The sequence below is a fragment of the Parvibaculum sp. genome, assembly GCF_046297875.1.
In the GTDB taxonomy this organism is placed as follows: Bacteria; Pseudomonadota; Alphaproteobacteria; order Parvibaculales; family Parvibaculaceae; genus Parvibaculum.
This window is the reverse complement of sequence record NZ_JBKBHD010000001.1, coordinates 2,050,299-2,064,485: the sequence shown is the minus strand read 5'-3', so window position 1 is coordinate 2,064,485 and position 14,187 is coordinate 2,050,299. Positions and strand designations below refer to the sequence as shown.

Genomic DNA, 14,187 nt, shown 5'->3' with positions numbered 1-14,187 from the left:
CGCTGCCCGCTTCCTCAGCCCGATATGATCTTTTGCGAGACCAGCGCCATGAAACCTTGCAGTGACTGCGCCATGAACGGCAGCGAAATCAGAAGCGTGAGAAAGATCGCGATGATCTTCGGCACGAAGACCAGCGTCATTTCCTGAACCTGCGTCAGCGCCTGCAACAGCGCGATGGCAAGACCGACCCCCAGCGCCACGAACATCATTGGCGCCGAGACGATCAGCAGCACATAGATCGCTTGCTGTGCAAGATCGAGAACTTCAGGTCCGCTCATTTTGTTTTTTGCCCCCGTCGCAGCCGTCAGATCGGCATGCGCATGATTTCCTGATAGGCGGTAATGACCTTGTCGCGCACCGTCACGACGGTCTGCAGCGTGGATTCGGCTTCCGCCACCGCGGTCACGACATCGACGATGTTCCCGCCCGTGCCGCCCGTGACGGCTGCCATCTGCGTTTCCCCGGCCTTGGATGAGTTCACGGCCTCGGTCATGGCCTGTTTCAGCATGTCGCCAAAGGCGCCATTTGCCTGACCTGCCGTGCCGGGTTGCGGCGTCTGCACATTGCCGCCCATGCCCGCTGCGCGCGCATAGGCGTTGAGTGCCATGGATGCTGGAATGCTGCTCATCTGTCAGCCCTCACTTCCGCAAGATTTCGATTGTCTGGGTGATCATGCGCCGCGATGCCTGAATGAGATTCAGATTTGCTTCGTAGCTGCGTTGCGCCTCACGCATGTCCATGGACTCGACCATGCCGTTCACATTCGGCATTTTCACATAGCCGTTCTCGTCGGCGCCGGGGTGGCCGGGCATGTATTTGAGCTTGAATTCGGTCTTGTCGAATGTCGGACGGCCGATCGCGACGGTTTTCGCACCGATCTCGCGGTTGAGCTTTTCCTCGAAGGTGACGATCTTGCGCCGGTAGGGATCGCCGCCAGGCACGCGCGCGGCGGAATCCGCATTGGCGATGTTCTCGGCGATGATGCGCATGCGCCCGCTCTGGGCCTTGAGGCCGGAGGCTGCCACGACCATCGACTTGATCAGGTCCATTGCGCTCATTTTTCTGTCCTTTCAGCCCCGCTCAGCCACGGCCAAGCGCGATCTTGATGAGGCCGAGACTCTTGGAATAGAGCTCGGTCACTGTCTGGTAATCCATCTGCGTCTCGGCGACCTTGATCATCTGGTCCTCGAGCACGACCGAGTTGCCTGTCGGCGAGGTTTCGAAGTCGGGCTTCTTGATGACTTCGCCGCCCCTGGCCTGCCCCGGCTTGAAGCCATGCCCGGCGCCCGCCACGGGGCTGCCGATATGTGCGGCCTGCGTGGCGACCGGCCGGAGCACAGGACCGCTCCGCTTCACCATGTCGCCGAAATCGAGTTGCTTCAGATCGCGCGCGGTATAGCCCGGCGTGTCGGCATTCGCGACATTCTGGGCGAGCACCTGCTGCCTTGCGGCAAGCCAGTGCATGCGCTGCTTCATCATTCCAATGATGGGAAGGTCGCCGATTGCCATCTGCCCGCGTGCTCCCGCGATCCGCTCCGCACGCTGCATTCTGGGCGCGAGAGAGGGTCGATCCGAAGCCACGCATTCCTTGGCGGCAGGGTCAGTCTCACCATCCCGGAGTTAACATCGTGCTAACGCGGCAAAATCTGCCGGGCGCGTTGAGAAAGGGGTAACCAGCCAAACCCCTGTATCGCTTGGCCCTTAACCCGGCATTAAGGCTGACGCGGCAAATTCTTCCCATTCTGGGTCGTCGGGGCGACGGCCATTGGGTGGGATGCAAGTCAAAATGGACTTCTCTGAAATCTTCCGCTTTGTCGCGGCACTGGCCTTCATACTCGGCCTGATCGGGCTTTGCGCCATGCTGGCCAAGCGTTTTGGCCTCGCGCCGGGCGTCACATCGGCCGGCTCAAATCGCCGCGTCGGCATTGTCGAAGTACGCCCGGTCGATGCCAAGCATCGCCTGCTCCTGATCCGCCGCGACGGCAAGGAACATCTGATCCTGATCGGCGGCGAACACCCGCTTCTCGTCGAAAGCGGCATCGACGCCCCCGAACAACCGGCCGCGGCAATTGCGGCAGTGGATGACAAATCGCCGCGCCCTGCCTTCGCCGGTCCGGCCCATATCGTCCAGCTTCAGCGTTTCGTCGAATACATCAAGGAGCGCCGCGCGTGACCAGCCTCTCTCACATCGCGACCCGTCTGACCGTGCCTGCGCCGCTGAAGCGCGCCGCGATGATGCTCGCCCTCGCGCTCGTCTTCACGGGCATCGCCCTGCCCGCAGGCGCCCAGTCCATCCAGATCGACATGTCCGAAGGCCTCGGCCTCACCGAGCGCGTCGTTCAGATCGTCGCCCTTGTGACCATTCTGAGCCTCGCCCCGTCGATCCTCATCATGGTCACGTCGTTCGTGCGGATCATCGTGGTGCTCGGCCTGTTACGCACCGCGCTCGGCATGCAGCAGTCGCCGCCCAACGCCGTGCTGGTGAGCCTTGCACTCTTTCTCACCGCCTTCGTGATGATGCCGACCTTCACCGCCGCCTATCAGCAGGGCATCGAACCGCTGATGAACGAGGAAATCGAGGCTGCCGAAGCATTCGATCTGACCAGCGGTCCCTTCAAGACCTTCATGCTGTCGCAGGTCCGCGCAGGCGATCTGCGCCTTTTCATCGACCTGTCAGGCATCGAGGAACCCGAAGAGCCCTCCGACATCGGTCTTCAGGTGCTGGTGCCCGCCTTCATGATCAGCGAGTTGCGCCGCGCCTTCGAAATCGGTTTCCTTGTCTTCCTGCCCTTCATCGTCATCGACATGGTGGTCGCATCCGTTCTCATGTCGATGGGCATGATGATGCTGCCGCCGATCATCATATCGCTGCCCTTCAAGCTGATCTTCTTCGTGCTGGTGGATGGCTGGTCGCTGATCGCGGGAAGCCTCGTCCAGAGCTTCGGCACATGACGGCAGCGCGGCGCGCGCCTGCCGTCAGTTGACCAGGGCTTCTCCGGCTATATTCAGCGACGCGATGAAACGGTCCAGCGTATCGACCGAAGCGATCCGGCTGGCCATGTCGCGGAAAGCAACGCCCTGCCTGACGATGGGTTCCGTCACCACGGCAAAGGCCTCCGCATCGGCGCTGCGGCTCATCACATCCCCATATTTGATACGGAGACGGGCAAGCCCTTCTTCATCCTCTGCCAGCGAATAGGCAATGGCGCCGCGCATGATGAGCAGCCGCATCTCGGCGCCCGGCGCTTCTTCGGTCTTCCAGTCTTCGCCAAGCGCCAGTTCGATCGCAGGGCCCGCTTCCGCCCAGCGTCCGCCCGCCCACAACGTATCGGCACGCAGACGGTCAAATAGCGGGCCGGATTTTCCCTCGATCAGATCGAGCGCGTGGTCATATTGCTTCAGGTCGGACAGCGCCCGCGCCTCGAGCAGCATGCGCCGGTCGGCCAGCGCCTCCGGCAGCAGGTTCTGGCGCGTCGCCCGGAGCGCCGCCAGCGCCCGGTCGGGCTTCTGATCGGTCAGGAATATGGCCGCAAGCCTCGCTGCGACCTGCGCCTTGGCAACGCCGCCATGAAGCCGGTTCGCCACCTGATAGTCCAGCAGATGGGCCGCCTGTTCGAGCAGGTCCACCTGCACGAGCCGTTCCGCCAGATCGCGGATCATCTCGTCGCCGCGCTGTCCGATGGGGGTCAGCTCCTTGAACGCCTCGAAAAAGGCCAGCGCCTGTATGGGCGTCAGGTCGTCGACCGACTTGCTCAGGAAATAGTCCGCGAAAATATCCGACATGCGCATGTTCATGCGGTGCGCTTCGTCGCTGTCCGGGTAATTGTCGGTGGCAGTGCGCATCACCTTGAGAGCCTCGCCGACCTTGCCCTCCGACAGCCGGAGCGTCGCAAGGCGCGTCAGCACATCGAGTTCATGTTCGTCGCCGCGCCAGGCATAGCGCAGGCTTTCCAGCTCCTTGCCGAATGACTCGTCGTCCATCTCGCCGGCACGGTGGAGAAGCTGCGCTTTGCCGAACCGCGCCCGCGCCGCAACCGGCGGATAGCCGCTCAGAATGGCGGCATCGTAATAGTCCACCGCCTTGTCCTTGCGTTCATGGGCATCGGCGATCATCGCTGTAACGAGCAAGATCTGCGCTTTTGCCCTCTGGCTCTGCGGATCGCGGGGGAAGCCCGCCGCATATTGCTCGGCAGATGCAATGTCATTGGTCTTGAGGGCGGCAATGGCTGCCAGCGAGCGGAATTCGGTCTGCAATTCTTCGCCGAACGAATCCGAAATGGCGCCGGCCAGCGCGAACTGTGCCTTGGCCTCTTCCCAATGCCCCAGCGACGCGCGCGATAGCCCGCGCCACGCCGCCGCGTAAGGCGAATTGTCGAGGCCGGTAGCAGAAAGCTCCCGGATCGCCTCGACATGCCGGCCGCTCAATACGGACGACACGCCAAGCACCGCCTGGAATGAAGGGTCCGTCGCAAAACGGCTGTTGGACTGCCGGGCCGCCAGCAGGATCGCGCGCGCTTCTTGCGCTAAACCATAGGCGAGCAGAAAACGTCCATAGGCAAGGCGGCGGTCGCCCACCTCATTGGTATGCGCATCCGTCAACTGCGCCAGATGATATTGCCGGCGCTCGAAGAAGGTTTCGCCGGGTGCATCGCGCCATTCGGCAAATCGCATTTCGGCAGGTGCCGACTGTTCGACGATGGGCGTTTCCGTCTCGTCGCGCCATTCGCGGTGATCGTCCGCCGAAAGCGTCAATCCGTCTTGCCGCATGACGAGAACGCTTTCGGGCGCCGCGGCGACATTGAGATCGTCGGCCACCGGCACGATCGCGAGACCTTGCGCCGTCCGCAAAGCCTGGAACTCGACAAAGCTTCGCGGCATCTGCAATGCCTGCCCCGGACCGACGGCCGTGACTGCAATGATTTCATCGCCGACCACGGAATCGCGCACGCGAAGAACCTTGCGCGGCGCGCGCAGATCGAACTCGACCATGCCGCGCCCGTCTTCGCGCCATTTCCGCGAAATGGCGATCGGCCGTCCCGTCGTGGGAAGCGTCTCACCGGCGGAAATACGCCAGGTCGCACCCTCGTTCACCGCGCCGGTCAGCACCTTTGCGCGCAACGGGATGCTGAGCGCCGCACCTTCGGAAACCTCGATGACTTCGGGCGTCCCGAACGGACCTTCCTCGGGATCCGGCAAGACAAGCCCTTCGGTATCGAGCGGCAATTCCCTGTCGAAGACGACCCAGAGCCGGTCCGCCCGCTCGAACACCGCAGCGCCAACCGGCTCCGGCCAGTCGACAAGGAGGTCCATACCATTGCGTCCCTCGGCGAAGCGGACGACCGCCTTGCCTTCCGGCCGCTTTCCTTGCGGCACGGGGCCGGCGGTCACCGGGGGTTCGGCACTCTCCCCGGCCGTCTTGCTCGTTGCGGTCGCATCGGGGCTTGCAGTCTCGTTCCCGGCATCGGCTGTTGCGGGTTCTGCCGCCGTTTCCGGCTTTGCCTGTTCGCTGGCGGCGGGCGCAAGCTTGCGCGGCTCGCCGTCGCGTGGCTTTTCCTCTACGGTCAGCGGCGCCTGAGTCGCATGATGCGGCTTGAGGTCCACGACGATGCCGAGATCCTCGCGGAAATCGGAAACGGCAATGCCGGGCTTCAGCGTCATCACGATGGACAGCCGTCCGTCATGCTCGACGGCATTGATGCCTGCCAGATAGGCCGGCAAATCGGCGCGGATGCGTGACAGATCGACCTTCGACATCCGGTCGAAGGTGATCGTCGCAAGTCCTTCGCGATGCACAAGCGAATAGAGAACCGGCTGGTTCCAGTCGAAAACAAGCCGTGTCATGCCCGCGCGCGCGGCAACCCGCACAGCAATACCGGGCGGCGGCGCTTCGGGCTCGACAATGCCTTGCGCCTTGGCGGCGAGCCTCGCCTCTTCGGCGGCCTTTTTTGCCTGCTTCGCTTCCTCGACCCGCGCCAGAACCTCGGCGGGAAGCGGCGGCGGTGCGCCTGTCCAGCCGGGCGGCAGCAGATCGACATAGACGGCGTTTTCCGCCGTCTTCGTGTCGAGCGTGAAATCGGTGGTCAATGCGGCGCGAACCGTACGGCGATCGTCCGACTGGCGGACCAGCGCAATATAGCGCGGCATTTCGCGCAGGAAGACATCCCCATCGGCCTGAACGCTACGGCCGAACTCGAGCACGAGGACGCCTGCATTGATCGAGGCACGATGAGAGGGAAGACCGCCGGAAAAGGTGAAGACGAGGCGGCCATAACCGTCCTCTTCGCTTAGATCGACGCGCACATCGCCCGATGCCCTGGCGGAGAGCGGCAGGGCGAGCAGCATCAGTGTGAGGCAGGCCACGGCAACCGCACGCAGACGGCCATGAATGCCGCTTGTGCCGTCCGCACAGCCATGTCGGTTGAGCCCGTTCACGCCAATTCGCCCCTGAAGCTTCTGCCTGCAAATCGCGGCCTTCTGCCGCTGCGAGCCGTCACTCTAGAAGGAGGCCGGTTAAGTGGGCCTTAAAGACCGGGCCTTTGGCGCGGATTAGCTCGCTTTTCCGGGGCTTCGGAAGGCCGGATCGGCGCTTGCGCCGGTCGCCTCGCCGCCTGCGGCTGGCTCAAGGTTGAGATTTTCGCCGATCGCGAGTTCGACCGTCAGATCCTGGGCCGAAACGGGGTCCATCGCCGCCAGTACGGCGGACAATTTCCGCGGCTGCATGCGCTTAGCAACCTCTATCAGCACGCCCATGTCGAGCCGCTCGAAAATCCGGGCGGCATCTTTCGGCTTCATCGATTCATACATCGAGACGACACCCGCAAGACGGGCCTCGTTTTCGGCGTCCTGAGCCCCGAGCCGTTCGTTGATCCGGCCCTCGATCTCCTTCAGCTCCGCAATGCGCTCCTCGACGCGCTTTTCCGCCGCATTCAGAAGCTGCTCGCGCGTATCGAGCGCCTTGCCGCGCCGGTCAAGTTCCTCGCGCCGCGCTGCAAGGCTTTCGAGCACGGTCGTTTCCGACTGGCTGAGACGCGATGCAATGCCCTCTTCCGCGCTCGGCGGCACGATGCTTTGCACCGTTTCGGGAGCGTCCTCCGCCGCAGCTTCGCCTTCGGCCGTCTGGGCCGCCGCTTCGGGCTCGGGCGTACTTGCCTGCGCAACCGAAATCGCATTCCCGCCGCCGCCCGATGCGATATCGGCCAGCTTCAGCGTCAGCAGCAGCGACGCACAGAGAATGACGGTCGGAAGAAGCCTGAGGCGATTAAACATGGACATGAGTTTGTTTCCGGCCTCAACCCGATTTCTTTTTCAGGGCTTCGAGAAGCTGATTGGCGGCGCGAGCCGCGGTCGCCGCATCGCGCTGCGAAACCGGGCGGGCGGCAGGCCGCGTCACCGCCGGCGCGGCTTGCGCGCTGCGTTCGCTGCGGCCGAGACGTTCGGCAATGCTGTTGCCGGATTCGAGCATCAGCGACAATTCGTCGGCGAGTCCCCTCGCCCGCCGGATACGCTCGGCAAGCTCCTCGCCGCTTTCCTCGCTGGCGCGCTTCAACCCGTCGATCGCCCCGGCGGCGCGCTGGGTCGCGGCATTGAGTTCGCCGACAAGTTCGCGCATCCCGTCCTGGCCGGCGCGCATGGCGCGCAGCTTTCGGTCGAGCACGGCGCAATAGGCGATCGTCGCTGCGAGAAACAGGCAGACGATGATTTCAAGAACGGTGCTGAAAGGAAGCTCGCCAAACATGATCACTTACCTCCACTCGACATGCTCATGTCGGGAATTTTCATTTCCGGCTCTGCCTCGGCCAGACGCTTGATCTGGCGGATGCCCTGTTCGACACGCACGGCAACGTGATTTCCCACCCGGCCCATCCGGCCCGTTCCGAGGCGCACGCCGCCGCAGCGCAGATCGATCGTGCCATCCGGCCCGTTGTTCAGCATCAACGTCTGCCCGGCTTCGAAATTCATCACATCGCGCAATGTCAGCTTCTGTTCGTCAAGCACCGCCTCGAGCGGCACCCGTGTCGACCAGAGTTCGGTGGCGAGATGGCTTTCCCAGATCGAGTCGCGGCCGAACTTCTCGCCCATGAACATCTGCAACAGAAGCTCGCGGATCGGTTCGAGCGTTGCATAGGGCAACATCATCTCGATGCGGCCGCCGCGATCTTCCATGTCGACGCGCAGCCGCACAAGAATGGCGGCATTGGCCGGACGCGCGATGGCGGCAAAGCGCGGATTGGTTTCCATCCGGTCGAATTCGAGCGTGACCGGCGAAAGCGGTTCGAAAGCCGCCTGCACGTCCTGCAGCACGACTTCGATCATGCGCTGGACGAGGTTGAGTTCGATGGTCGTATAGGGACGGCCCTCGATACGCATTGCAGCGGTGCCCCGCCGGCCGCCGAGAAGCACGTCGACGATCGAATAGATCAGGTTCGAGTCGACCGTGAACATGCCGTAATTGTCCCACTGCTTCGCACGGAAAACAGCAAGAATGGCAGGCAACGGAATCGAATTGAGGTAGTCGCCGAAACGGATCGACGAGACATTGTCGAGCGACACTTCGACGTTGTCGGAAGTGAAATTGCGCAACGAAACCGTCATCAGGCGCACGAGCCTGTCGAACACGATTTCGAGCATCGGCAGGCGCTCATAGGAAACGAGCGCGGAATTGACGATGGCGTCTATGCCATGCCGGTCCGGCAGGATTTCTTCATCCACCTCGAAGCCGAGAAGGCTGTCGATCTCATCCTGGTTCAGCACGCGCTCCGGCGCCTTCGAAGCGGCTTCTGCCGCGGCGGAGAGTGCGTCCTGACCAATATCCTGCGTATCTGCGGCGCTCATGACAACCTGTCTGCGACTGAACGGTTACTGGACAATGATTTCCCGGAAGAGCACGTCCCTGACGACGGGCTCCTGCGTCGCGAGCGCGAGGCGGCGCATCAGCTCCTCGCGGAGATTGAGCATGCCTTGCGACCCCTCAAGGTCTTCCGGCCGAAGCTCGCGCAGGAAAGTCTGGAACCCGTCGAGAATGCGCGGCATCGCGGCCTCGACCAGCGGCACCGCCTCCTTGTCGCGCACCTGCAGCGAAACGCGCATCTTCAGGTAATGCTGCGGCGGCGGCCCGGCCAGGTTCACAAGAAAATCCGGCATGTCGTAATAGACGGGCGCTGCAACGACGACCGGCTTTTCCGCCGCCTCGTCACTGCCGCCAAAAATGCCGGACATGTAGACGCCCACGCCCGCCCCGATCAGAAGGAGCACAGGCAGGACGACGTAAAGCACGAGCACCTTGCCCGCCAGCCTGCTCTTTGCAGGCGGCGCAGCGTCTTCGGTATCTTCTTCTGAAATGTCGGCGTCCACTGCAGCCATTTCGATCTCGCCCCGGATGTTCGGGATGCGCGCGGTGCGCCTCCCCTGAATTACAACCGGATGCTCGCCGACTTTGGTTAACGAAGCGTTGGCAAAACGGCCTTGTGCCGAATTGTCTTAAGAGAATATGGCGCGTCCGCCCTCCGCCGGGGCCGGCCCGGCAGAATCTGCCCGGTAATCCCTGCCCGAGCGCCCGCTCCGGCGCACCGGAAACAAGTCAAGTCATTGTTTTAATTGGAATTATTGTCTGGCATGGGCCCTGCACTCTCTTTGGCAGCGCAATTCCGCGTCCCGATACTCAACCGCTCGCCGGACCCGATATGGAAAACGCCCTTCTCATAGGTCTCTCGCGCCAGATGGCGATGGCACGCGACATGGCGACCATCGCGAACAACATCGCGAATGTGAACACGACTGCGTTCAAGTCGGAAACGATGATGTTCGAGCAGTATCTGAAGACCGACGCATCGGATATGAGCCCCGACAAGCGCATTGCCTTCGTCCAGGACGTCGGCCAGTACCGCAACATGCGCGACGGCGCACTGCAGACCACGGGCAATCCCTTCGATGTCGCCATCACCGGCGAAGGCTATTTCCGCATCGAGACCGAAAACGGCATCCGCTATTCGCGCAACGGCAATTTCCACCTGAACAATGAAGGCCAGCTCGTCACCTCCGCCGGCGACCTGGTGCTGACGGATGCCGGCGCCCCCATCGCCTTCGCACGGGACGAAACCGGCATCACCGTTGCCCGCGACGGCACGATCTCGACCGATCAGGGTCTGCGCGGCCGCCTTGCCATCGTCACCTTCGAAAACCCGCAAGACATGAAGAAGACGGGCGACTCGCTGTTCGAGACCGCGCAGCAGGAAATCCCCTCCGAGAATATCCGCCTTGTGCAGGGCGCCCTCGAAGGTTCGAACGTCAATCCTATTCTCGAATTGACCAACATGATCGAGGTTTCGCGCTCCTACGCCAGCGCGCAGAAGCTCATCGATCAGGCAGACCAGATGCGCCGTCAGGCCATTCAGCAACTTGGCGGCACCGCGGCATAACGCCCGTCACGCCCGAAACGCAGAGTAAGGAAGTACGCATATGCAGTCGCTCAGCATCGCCGCCACAGGCATGATGGCCCAGCAGCTCAATGTCGAGGTGATCTCCAACAACATCGCCAATATGAGCACCTCGGGCTTCAAGCGCCAGCGCGCCGAGTTCCAGGACCTGCTCTACCAGAACCTGCGCCGCGTCGGCACCAACTCGTCGGACGCAGGCACCATCGTGCCCGCCGGTGTGCAGGTCGGCCTCGGCGTGAAGACGGCGGCCGTGAACCGCATCATGACGCAGGGCAATCTCGACAATACCGAGAACAAGCTCGACATCGCCATCCAGGGCCGCGGCTATTTCCGCGTCGAACTGCCGAGCGGCGAAGACGCATATACCCGCGCCGGTTCGTTCCAGATCAGCGCCGATGGCCAGATGGTAACGGCGGACGGCTACACGCTCGCCCCCGGTATCAACATTCCGCCGGAAGCGATCGACGTCACCATCAGCCGCGACGGCCAGGTCCAGGTGACGCTGCAGGGCGAGACGGCTTCGCAGGTTGTCGGCCAGATCGAACTTGCAACTTTTGCCAACGACGCAGGCCTCGACCCTCTCGGCAACAACCTCTTCACGGAAACAACCGCGAGCGGCGCCCCCACCATCGGCATTCCCGCCAATGACGGCATTGGCAGCGTTCTGCAGGGCTTCCTCGAAACCTCGAACGTGAACGCGGTCAGCGAAATCACCACGCTCATCACCGCGCAGCGCGCTTATGAAATGAACGCCAAGGTCATCACCGCCTCCGACGAGATGATGTCCGTCACCACGAACATTAAGTAAGCGATGAACGCCATGATGACCCGTATGTTTTCCCGTCTCGCCGCCATCGCCGCCTTCGTGCTTGTCGCAGGCACGGTCCACGCGGCCGAACTTCGCCCCGCAGTCACCGTGTCGGGCGAAACGGTCACGCTCGGCGATATTTTTGACAATGCCGGCAAGGCCGCCCATGTCGTTATCGCCAATGCGCCTGCGCCGGGGCTTCGCAGCGAGATTTCCGTGTCGCGCATTTCGCTCGCCGCCCGCCGCAACGGCATCGAATGGCGCAATGATGCGGGCCTGAGCCACATCGTCGTTGCCCGCAGCGGAATCGCCGTGCCGGAAGAGGAAGTCGCCTCCGCCATTGCCGCCGCCATCGGTGCGCAGTCGACGGGCCTCCCCTCCGCCGCCCAGCTCCAGATCGATTTCACCAATGGCGCCGCCGGTGTCCAGGTTGCCGACAATGCCGAGATTTCGGTCAATGTCGAACAGATCGCCTTCAATCGCCGCAATGGCAGCTTCACCGCGATCCTTCGCGCACCGGCCGGCGACATGCTGAGCCCGCTCCACCGCGTGACGGGCCGCGCCTATCCCGTTTCCGACGTGCCTGTTCTCAACCGCGACATGCGCCCCGGCGATGTCGTGCGCCATAGCGACATCGACTGGGTACGCGTCCCCTCGAACCGTATCGGCCAGAATGCCATCACCTCGCTCGACCAGCTTCTCGGCATGTCGCCGCGCTATCAGGCGCGCTCGGGCGAGCCGCTGCGCCTTGCCGACATGGTGCCGCCCGTCGTCGTCCAGAAGGGTGCTCAGGTCGATATGCTGCTCACCTCCGGCACGCTGACGCTGATCGCGCGTGGCCGTGCACTCGAAAACGGCGCCGTCGGCGACATCATCAACGTGCTGAACACACGCTCGAACCGCACCCTGCGCGGCGTTGTGGATGGTCCCAACAGCATCCGCGTCGACACGCCCGGCAGCGCGCGCGCCGTCTCGGCCACGACGCACTCGAACAATTCGTAACGGAAACGCAAGCCCGTCAGGGCCAGCACCGAAAAGGTAAAGTCAATGTTTGCCGGTACAGCTTCCCGCCTCGCCACTATCGTCCTTCTTGCGGCCACGCTCGGCGCCTGCAATGCGCCTGGCCGTCTGTCCAATATCGGCAAGGCGCCGGATCTGGCGCCCATCGGCACCGAAGCGCCGACCGTGTCGATGCGCATGCCGCAGCCCGAACAGATCGTCTACCAGCCGAACTCGCTTTGGCGTTCCGGTTCGCGTGCCTTCTTCCGGGATCAGCGTGCGGCCCGCATCGGCGACATCCTGACCGTGAACATCAACATTACCGACAGCGCCAAGGTGAACAACACCACGAAGCGCAGCCGCGCCAATTCCGAAAGCGCCGGCGTCAACAATCTCTTCGGCTACGAGTCCTATCTCGGCAAGGTCTTCCCGGACGCTGTGGACAATACGAGCCTCGCCGATCTCGGCAGCACCAGCTCGAATGCGGGCACCGGCTCCGTGGATCGCCGCGAACAGGTGGACCTGACTATCGCCGCCGTCGTCACCGACGTCCTGCCGAACGGCAATCTCGTGATCGCCGGCCGCCAGCAGGTGCGCGTCAACTTCGAGGTACGCGATCTCCTCATCACGGGCATCGTCCGCCCCGAGGACATCACAAACACCAACACGATCCAGCATTCGCAGATCGCCGAGGCGCGCATCTCCTATGGCGGCGAAGGCCAGATCAGCGACGTGCAGCAGCCGCGCTACGGCCAGCAGCTTCTCGACATCGTCATGCCTTTCTGAGCAAGGCATCGCTCCAACGAAAAACGCGGCTCCGAAAGAGCCGCGTTTTTTGTGTGTCCCGATTGAACTCTTCCGTTCAGTCGTCGCGATAGACCTTCTCGCGCCGTTCATGCCGTTCCTGCGCCTCGATGGAAAGCGTCGCGATCGGCCGCGCGTCGAGCCGCTTCAGACTGATCGGCTCGCCCGTCTCCTCGCAATAGCCATAGGTGCCATCGTCGATCCGGCGGATGGCCGCATCGATCTTGGCGATCAGCTTGCGCTGACGGTCGCGGGTGCGGAGTTCAAGGGAGCGTTCGGTTTCGGAAGAGGCGCGGTCGGCAAGATCGGGATGCTGAACCGAGTCGTCCTGCAGGTGCTGCAGCGTCTCGCGGTTCTCGATCAGGATGTCCTCTTTCCACTTCTCGAGTTTGCGGCGGAAATACTCCTTCTGCCGCTTGTTCATGAACGGTTCGTCGTCTGACGGCATATAGCCCTTGGGCAAACGCACGGCCATTTAGGCAATCTCTCTGTGACACAAACCTTCGCCGAAGCGCGCGGAGTATAGGAAGCGCCTTCGCGATTCTCAACCGGCCATTGGCGGCCAAGCCGGTGAAATATTTGTGGAAATTGCCCGAATTCAAGAGCGGGCGGGGGGCCGCCGGAAACAGGAGAAAACCTAGACTTTAGTATAGGTTCCGAATTTCGCCAGTTCCACGCGGGCCCTGAGCTCGATCTGGTCGAGAATGTCCTTGAGCCGGGGGTCGCTGAAGGCGCCTTGCTGGCGCTCGACAACGGAAAGTAGGCGGGAAAGCTTGGATTTCGGCAATTGCCCGGCCAAAAGCGCGAGCTTGATATCGTCCAGAATGTCGAGCATCTCCTCCGCCCGGAGGATCGCCTGGCGCTTCGGCGCATGGAGCGCGTCATCGGCCGCCGGGGTCTCCTGCAACGCGAGAAGGGCATCGACGGCAGCCAGCGAGGCCGGGCCGGACAGCCCCGCCGCGCCACGCGCCGCAGGCGCACCGCCAACCGAAAAGCTGCCACCGCCGCCCCGCGCCGGTGTGCCGCGCGCGGGTCCTGACTGCGAAGCCGATCTGCTTTCACCGATCTTCATGGCCGTCTCCAGTGGGATTCCAGGCTGGAATTCCTCAACATCTCCAAAATGAACCTGAGGTCTTAAAGGCT

General features: G+C 62.9%; 17 protein-coding genes. 6 read left to right on the top strand and 11 right to left on the bottom strand.

What is annotated here, in order from left to right; all coding sequences use genetic code 11:
- Positions 1-14: 14 nt before the first annotated feature.
- Genes fliQ through ACK4FH_RS10080 form a run of 4 tightly spaced genes read right to left on the bottom strand, consistent with a single transcriptional unit; the run spans position 15 to position 1,509 of the window.
- Positions 15-278, bottom strand: a complete 264-nt coding sequence (gene fliQ, locus ACK4FH_RS10095) for a flagellar biosynthesis protein FliQ (protein WP_409813192.1) — start codon at positions 276-278, stop codon at positions 15-17.
- Positions 279-304: 26 nt separating this feature from the next.
- Positions 305-628 carry a flagellar hook-basal body complex protein FliE gene (fliE, locus tag ACK4FH_RS10090; protein ID WP_409813190.1) on the bottom strand — a complete coding sequence of 108 codons (324 nt, stop codon included), beginning with the start codon at positions 626-628 and terminating at the stop codon, positions 305-307.
- Between the two features lie 10 nt (positions 629-638).
- Positions 639-1,049: a flagellar basal body rod protein FlgC gene (gene flgC / locus ACK4FH_RS10085; RefSeq protein ID WP_409815239.1), complete on the bottom strand. Its 411-nt coding sequence runs from the start codon at positions 1,047-1,049 to the stop codon at positions 639-641.
- Positions 1,050-1,080: 31 nt separating this feature from the next.
- Positions 1,081-1,509: a flagellar basal body protein gene (locus ACK4FH_RS10080; RefSeq protein WP_409813188.1), complete on the bottom strand. Its 429-nt coding sequence runs from the start codon at positions 1,507-1,509 to the stop codon at positions 1,081-1,083.
- Between the two features lie 277 nt (positions 1,510-1,786).
- Here ACK4FH_RS10080 and ACK4FH_RS10075 point away from each other — a divergent pair, with 277 nt between their 5' ends.
- Both ACK4FH_RS10075 and fliP read left to right on the top strand, forming a co-directional pair.
- Positions 1,787-2,173 carry a FliO/MopB family protein gene (locus ACK4FH_RS10075; protein WP_409813186.1) on the top strand — a complete coding sequence of 129 codons (387 nt, stop codon included), beginning with the start codon at positions 1,787-1,789 and terminating at the stop codon, positions 2,171-2,173.
- A 59-nt stretch (positions 2,174-2,232) separates the two neighbouring features.
- Complete coding sequence (gene fliP, locus ACK4FH_RS10070; RefSeq protein WP_409815236.1) at positions 2,233-2,952, top strand: flagellar type III secretion system pore protein FliP; 720 nt, start codon at positions 2,233-2,235, stop codon at positions 2,950-2,952.
- Positions 2,953-2,976: 24 nt separating this feature from the next.
- Here fliP and ACK4FH_RS10065 read toward each other — a convergent pair whose 3' ends face one another.
- The 5 genes from ACK4FH_RS10065 to ACK4FH_RS10045 form a co-directional block, all read right to left on the bottom strand.
- Positions 2,977-6,432 carry a hypothetical protein gene (locus ACK4FH_RS10065; RefSeq protein ID WP_409813184.1) on the bottom strand — a complete coding sequence of 1,152 codons (3,456 nt, stop codon included), beginning with the start codon at positions 6,430-6,432 and terminating at the stop codon, positions 2,977-2,979.
- 114 nt (positions 6,433-6,546) lie between these two features.
- Positions 6,547-7,272, bottom strand: coding sequence for a MotE family protein (locus ACK4FH_RS10060; RefSeq protein WP_409813182.1), 726 nt, complete (start codon positions 7,270-7,272; stop codon positions 6,547-6,549).
- A gap of 16 nt (positions 7,273-7,288) precedes the next feature.
- Positions 7,289-7,735, bottom strand: a complete 447-nt coding sequence (locus ACK4FH_RS10055) for a DUF6468 domain-containing protein (protein WP_409813180.1) — start codon at positions 7,733-7,735, stop codon at positions 7,289-7,291.
- 2 nt (positions 7,736-7,737) lie between these two features.
- Positions 7,738-8,832, bottom strand: coding sequence for a flagellar motor switch protein FliM (gene fliM, locus ACK4FH_RS10050; protein ID WP_409813178.1), 1,095 nt, complete (start codon positions 8,830-8,832; stop codon positions 7,738-7,740).
- A gap of 24 nt (positions 8,833-8,856) precedes the next feature.
- Positions 8,857-9,360 (bottom strand): flagellar basal body-associated FliL family protein, encoded by a 504-nt coding sequence (locus tag ACK4FH_RS10045; protein ID WP_409813176.1) that lies wholly within the window; start codon positions 9,358-9,360, stop codon positions 8,857-8,859.
- 320 nt (positions 9,361-9,680) lie between these two features.
- On the opposite strand from ACK4FH_RS10045, the gene flgF reads away from it, so the two are divergent.
- From flgF to flgH, 4 genes are read left to right on the top strand one after another with little or no spacing between them, the layout of a single operon-like run.
- Positions 9,681-10,415, top strand: coding sequence for a flagellar basal-body rod protein FlgF (gene flgF / locus ACK4FH_RS10040; RefSeq protein ID WP_409813174.1), 735 nt, complete (start codon positions 9,681-9,683; stop codon positions 10,413-10,415).
- A 40-nt stretch (positions 10,416-10,455) separates the two neighbouring features.
- Positions 10,456-11,241 (top strand): flagellar basal-body rod protein FlgG, encoded by a 786-nt coding sequence (gene flgG, locus ACK4FH_RS10035; protein ID WP_409813172.1) that lies wholly within the window; start codon positions 10,456-10,458, stop codon positions 11,239-11,241.
- Positions 11,242-11,253: 12 nt separating this feature from the next.
- The gene (gene flgA, locus ACK4FH_RS10030) at positions 11,254-12,243 is read left to right on the top strand and encodes a flagellar basal body P-ring formation chaperone FlgA (RefSeq protein WP_409813170.1); all 990 of its coding nucleotides are present in this window, start codon (positions 11,254-11,256) and stop codon (positions 12,241-12,243) included.
- Between the two features lie 45 nt (positions 12,244-12,288).
- Positions 12,289-13,026, top strand: coding sequence for a flagellar basal body L-ring protein FlgH (flgH, locus tag ACK4FH_RS10025; RefSeq protein ID WP_409813168.1), 738 nt, complete (start codon positions 12,289-12,291; stop codon positions 13,024-13,026).
- 76 nt (positions 13,027-13,102) lie between these two features.
- Here flgH and dksA read toward each other — a convergent pair whose 3' ends face one another.
- Together dksA and ACK4FH_RS10015 are read right to left on the bottom strand one after the other, a co-directional pair.
- On the bottom strand, positions 13,103-13,519 hold the full coding sequence (dksA, locus tag ACK4FH_RS10020; RefSeq protein WP_409813166.1) for an RNA polymerase-binding protein DksA: 417 nt from the start codon (positions 13,517-13,519) through the stop codon (positions 13,103-13,105).
- 162 nt (positions 13,520-13,681) lie between these two features.
- Complete coding sequence (locus tag ACK4FH_RS10015) at positions 13,682-14,116, bottom strand: flagellar assembly protein FliX (protein WP_409813164.1); 435 nt, start codon at positions 14,114-14,116, stop codon at positions 13,682-13,684.
- Positions 14,117-14,187 lie beyond the last annotated feature (71 nt).

Excerpts from the sequence above, each read along its gene's own strand:
- fliQ (WP_409813192.1), bottom strand. The coding sequence starts at position 278 with ATGAGCGGACCTGAAGTTCTCGATCTTGCACAGCAAGCGATCTATGTG.
- fliE (WP_409813190.1), bottom strand. The coding sequence starts at position 628 with ATGAGCAGCATTCCAGCATCCATGGCACTCAACGCCTATGCGCGCGCA.
- flgC (WP_409815239.1), bottom strand. The coding sequence starts at position 1,049 with ATGGACCTGATCAAGTCGATGGTCGTGGCAGCCTCCGGCCTCAAGGCC.
- ACK4FH_RS10080 (WP_409813188.1), bottom strand. The coding sequence starts at position 1,509 with ATGGCAATCGGCGACCTTCCCATCATTGGAATGATGAAGCAGCGCATG.
- ACK4FH_RS10075 (WP_409813186.1), top strand. The coding sequence starts at position 1,787 with ATGGACTTCTCTGAAATCTTCCGCTTTGTCGCGGCACTGGCCTTCATA.
- fliP (WP_409815236.1), top strand. The coding sequence starts at position 2,233 with ATGATGCTCGCCCTCGCGCTCGTCTTCACGGGCATCGCCCTGCCCGCA.
- ACK4FH_RS10060 (WP_409813182.1), bottom strand. The coding sequence starts at position 7,272 with ATGTCCATGTTTAATCGCCTCAGGCTTCTTCCGACCGTCATTCTCTGT.
- ACK4FH_RS10055 (WP_409813180.1), bottom strand. The coding sequence starts at position 7,735 with ATGTTTGGCGAGCTTCCTTTCAGCACCGTTCTTGAAATCATCGTCTGC.
- fliM (WP_409813178.1), bottom strand. The coding sequence starts at position 8,832 with ATGAGCGCCGCAGATACGCAGGATATTGGTCAGGACGCACTCTCCGCC.
- ACK4FH_RS10045 (WP_409813176.1), bottom strand. The coding sequence starts at position 9,360 with ATGGCTGCAGTGGACGCCGACATTTCAGAAGAAGATACCGAAGACGCT.
- flgF (WP_409813174.1), top strand. The coding sequence starts at position 9,681 with ATGGAAAACGCCCTTCTCATAGGTCTCTCGCGCCAGATGGCGATGGCA.
- flgG (WP_409813172.1), top strand. The coding sequence starts at position 10,456 with ATGCAGTCGCTCAGCATCGCCGCCACAGGCATGATGGCCCAGCAGCTC.
- flgA (WP_409813170.1), top strand. The coding sequence starts at position 11,254 with ATGATGACCCGTATGTTTTCCCGTCTCGCCGCCATCGCCGCCTTCGTG.
- flgH (WP_409813168.1), top strand. The coding sequence starts at position 12,289 with ATGTTTGCCGGTACAGCTTCCCGCCTCGCCACTATCGTCCTTCTTGCG.
- dksA (WP_409813166.1), bottom strand. The coding sequence starts at position 13,519 with ATGGCCGTGCGTTTGCCCAAGGGCTATATGCCGTCAGACGACGAACCG.
- ACK4FH_RS10015 (WP_409813164.1), bottom strand. The coding sequence starts at position 14,116 with ATGAAGATCGGTGAAAGCAGATCGGCTTCGCAGTCAGGACCCGCGCGC.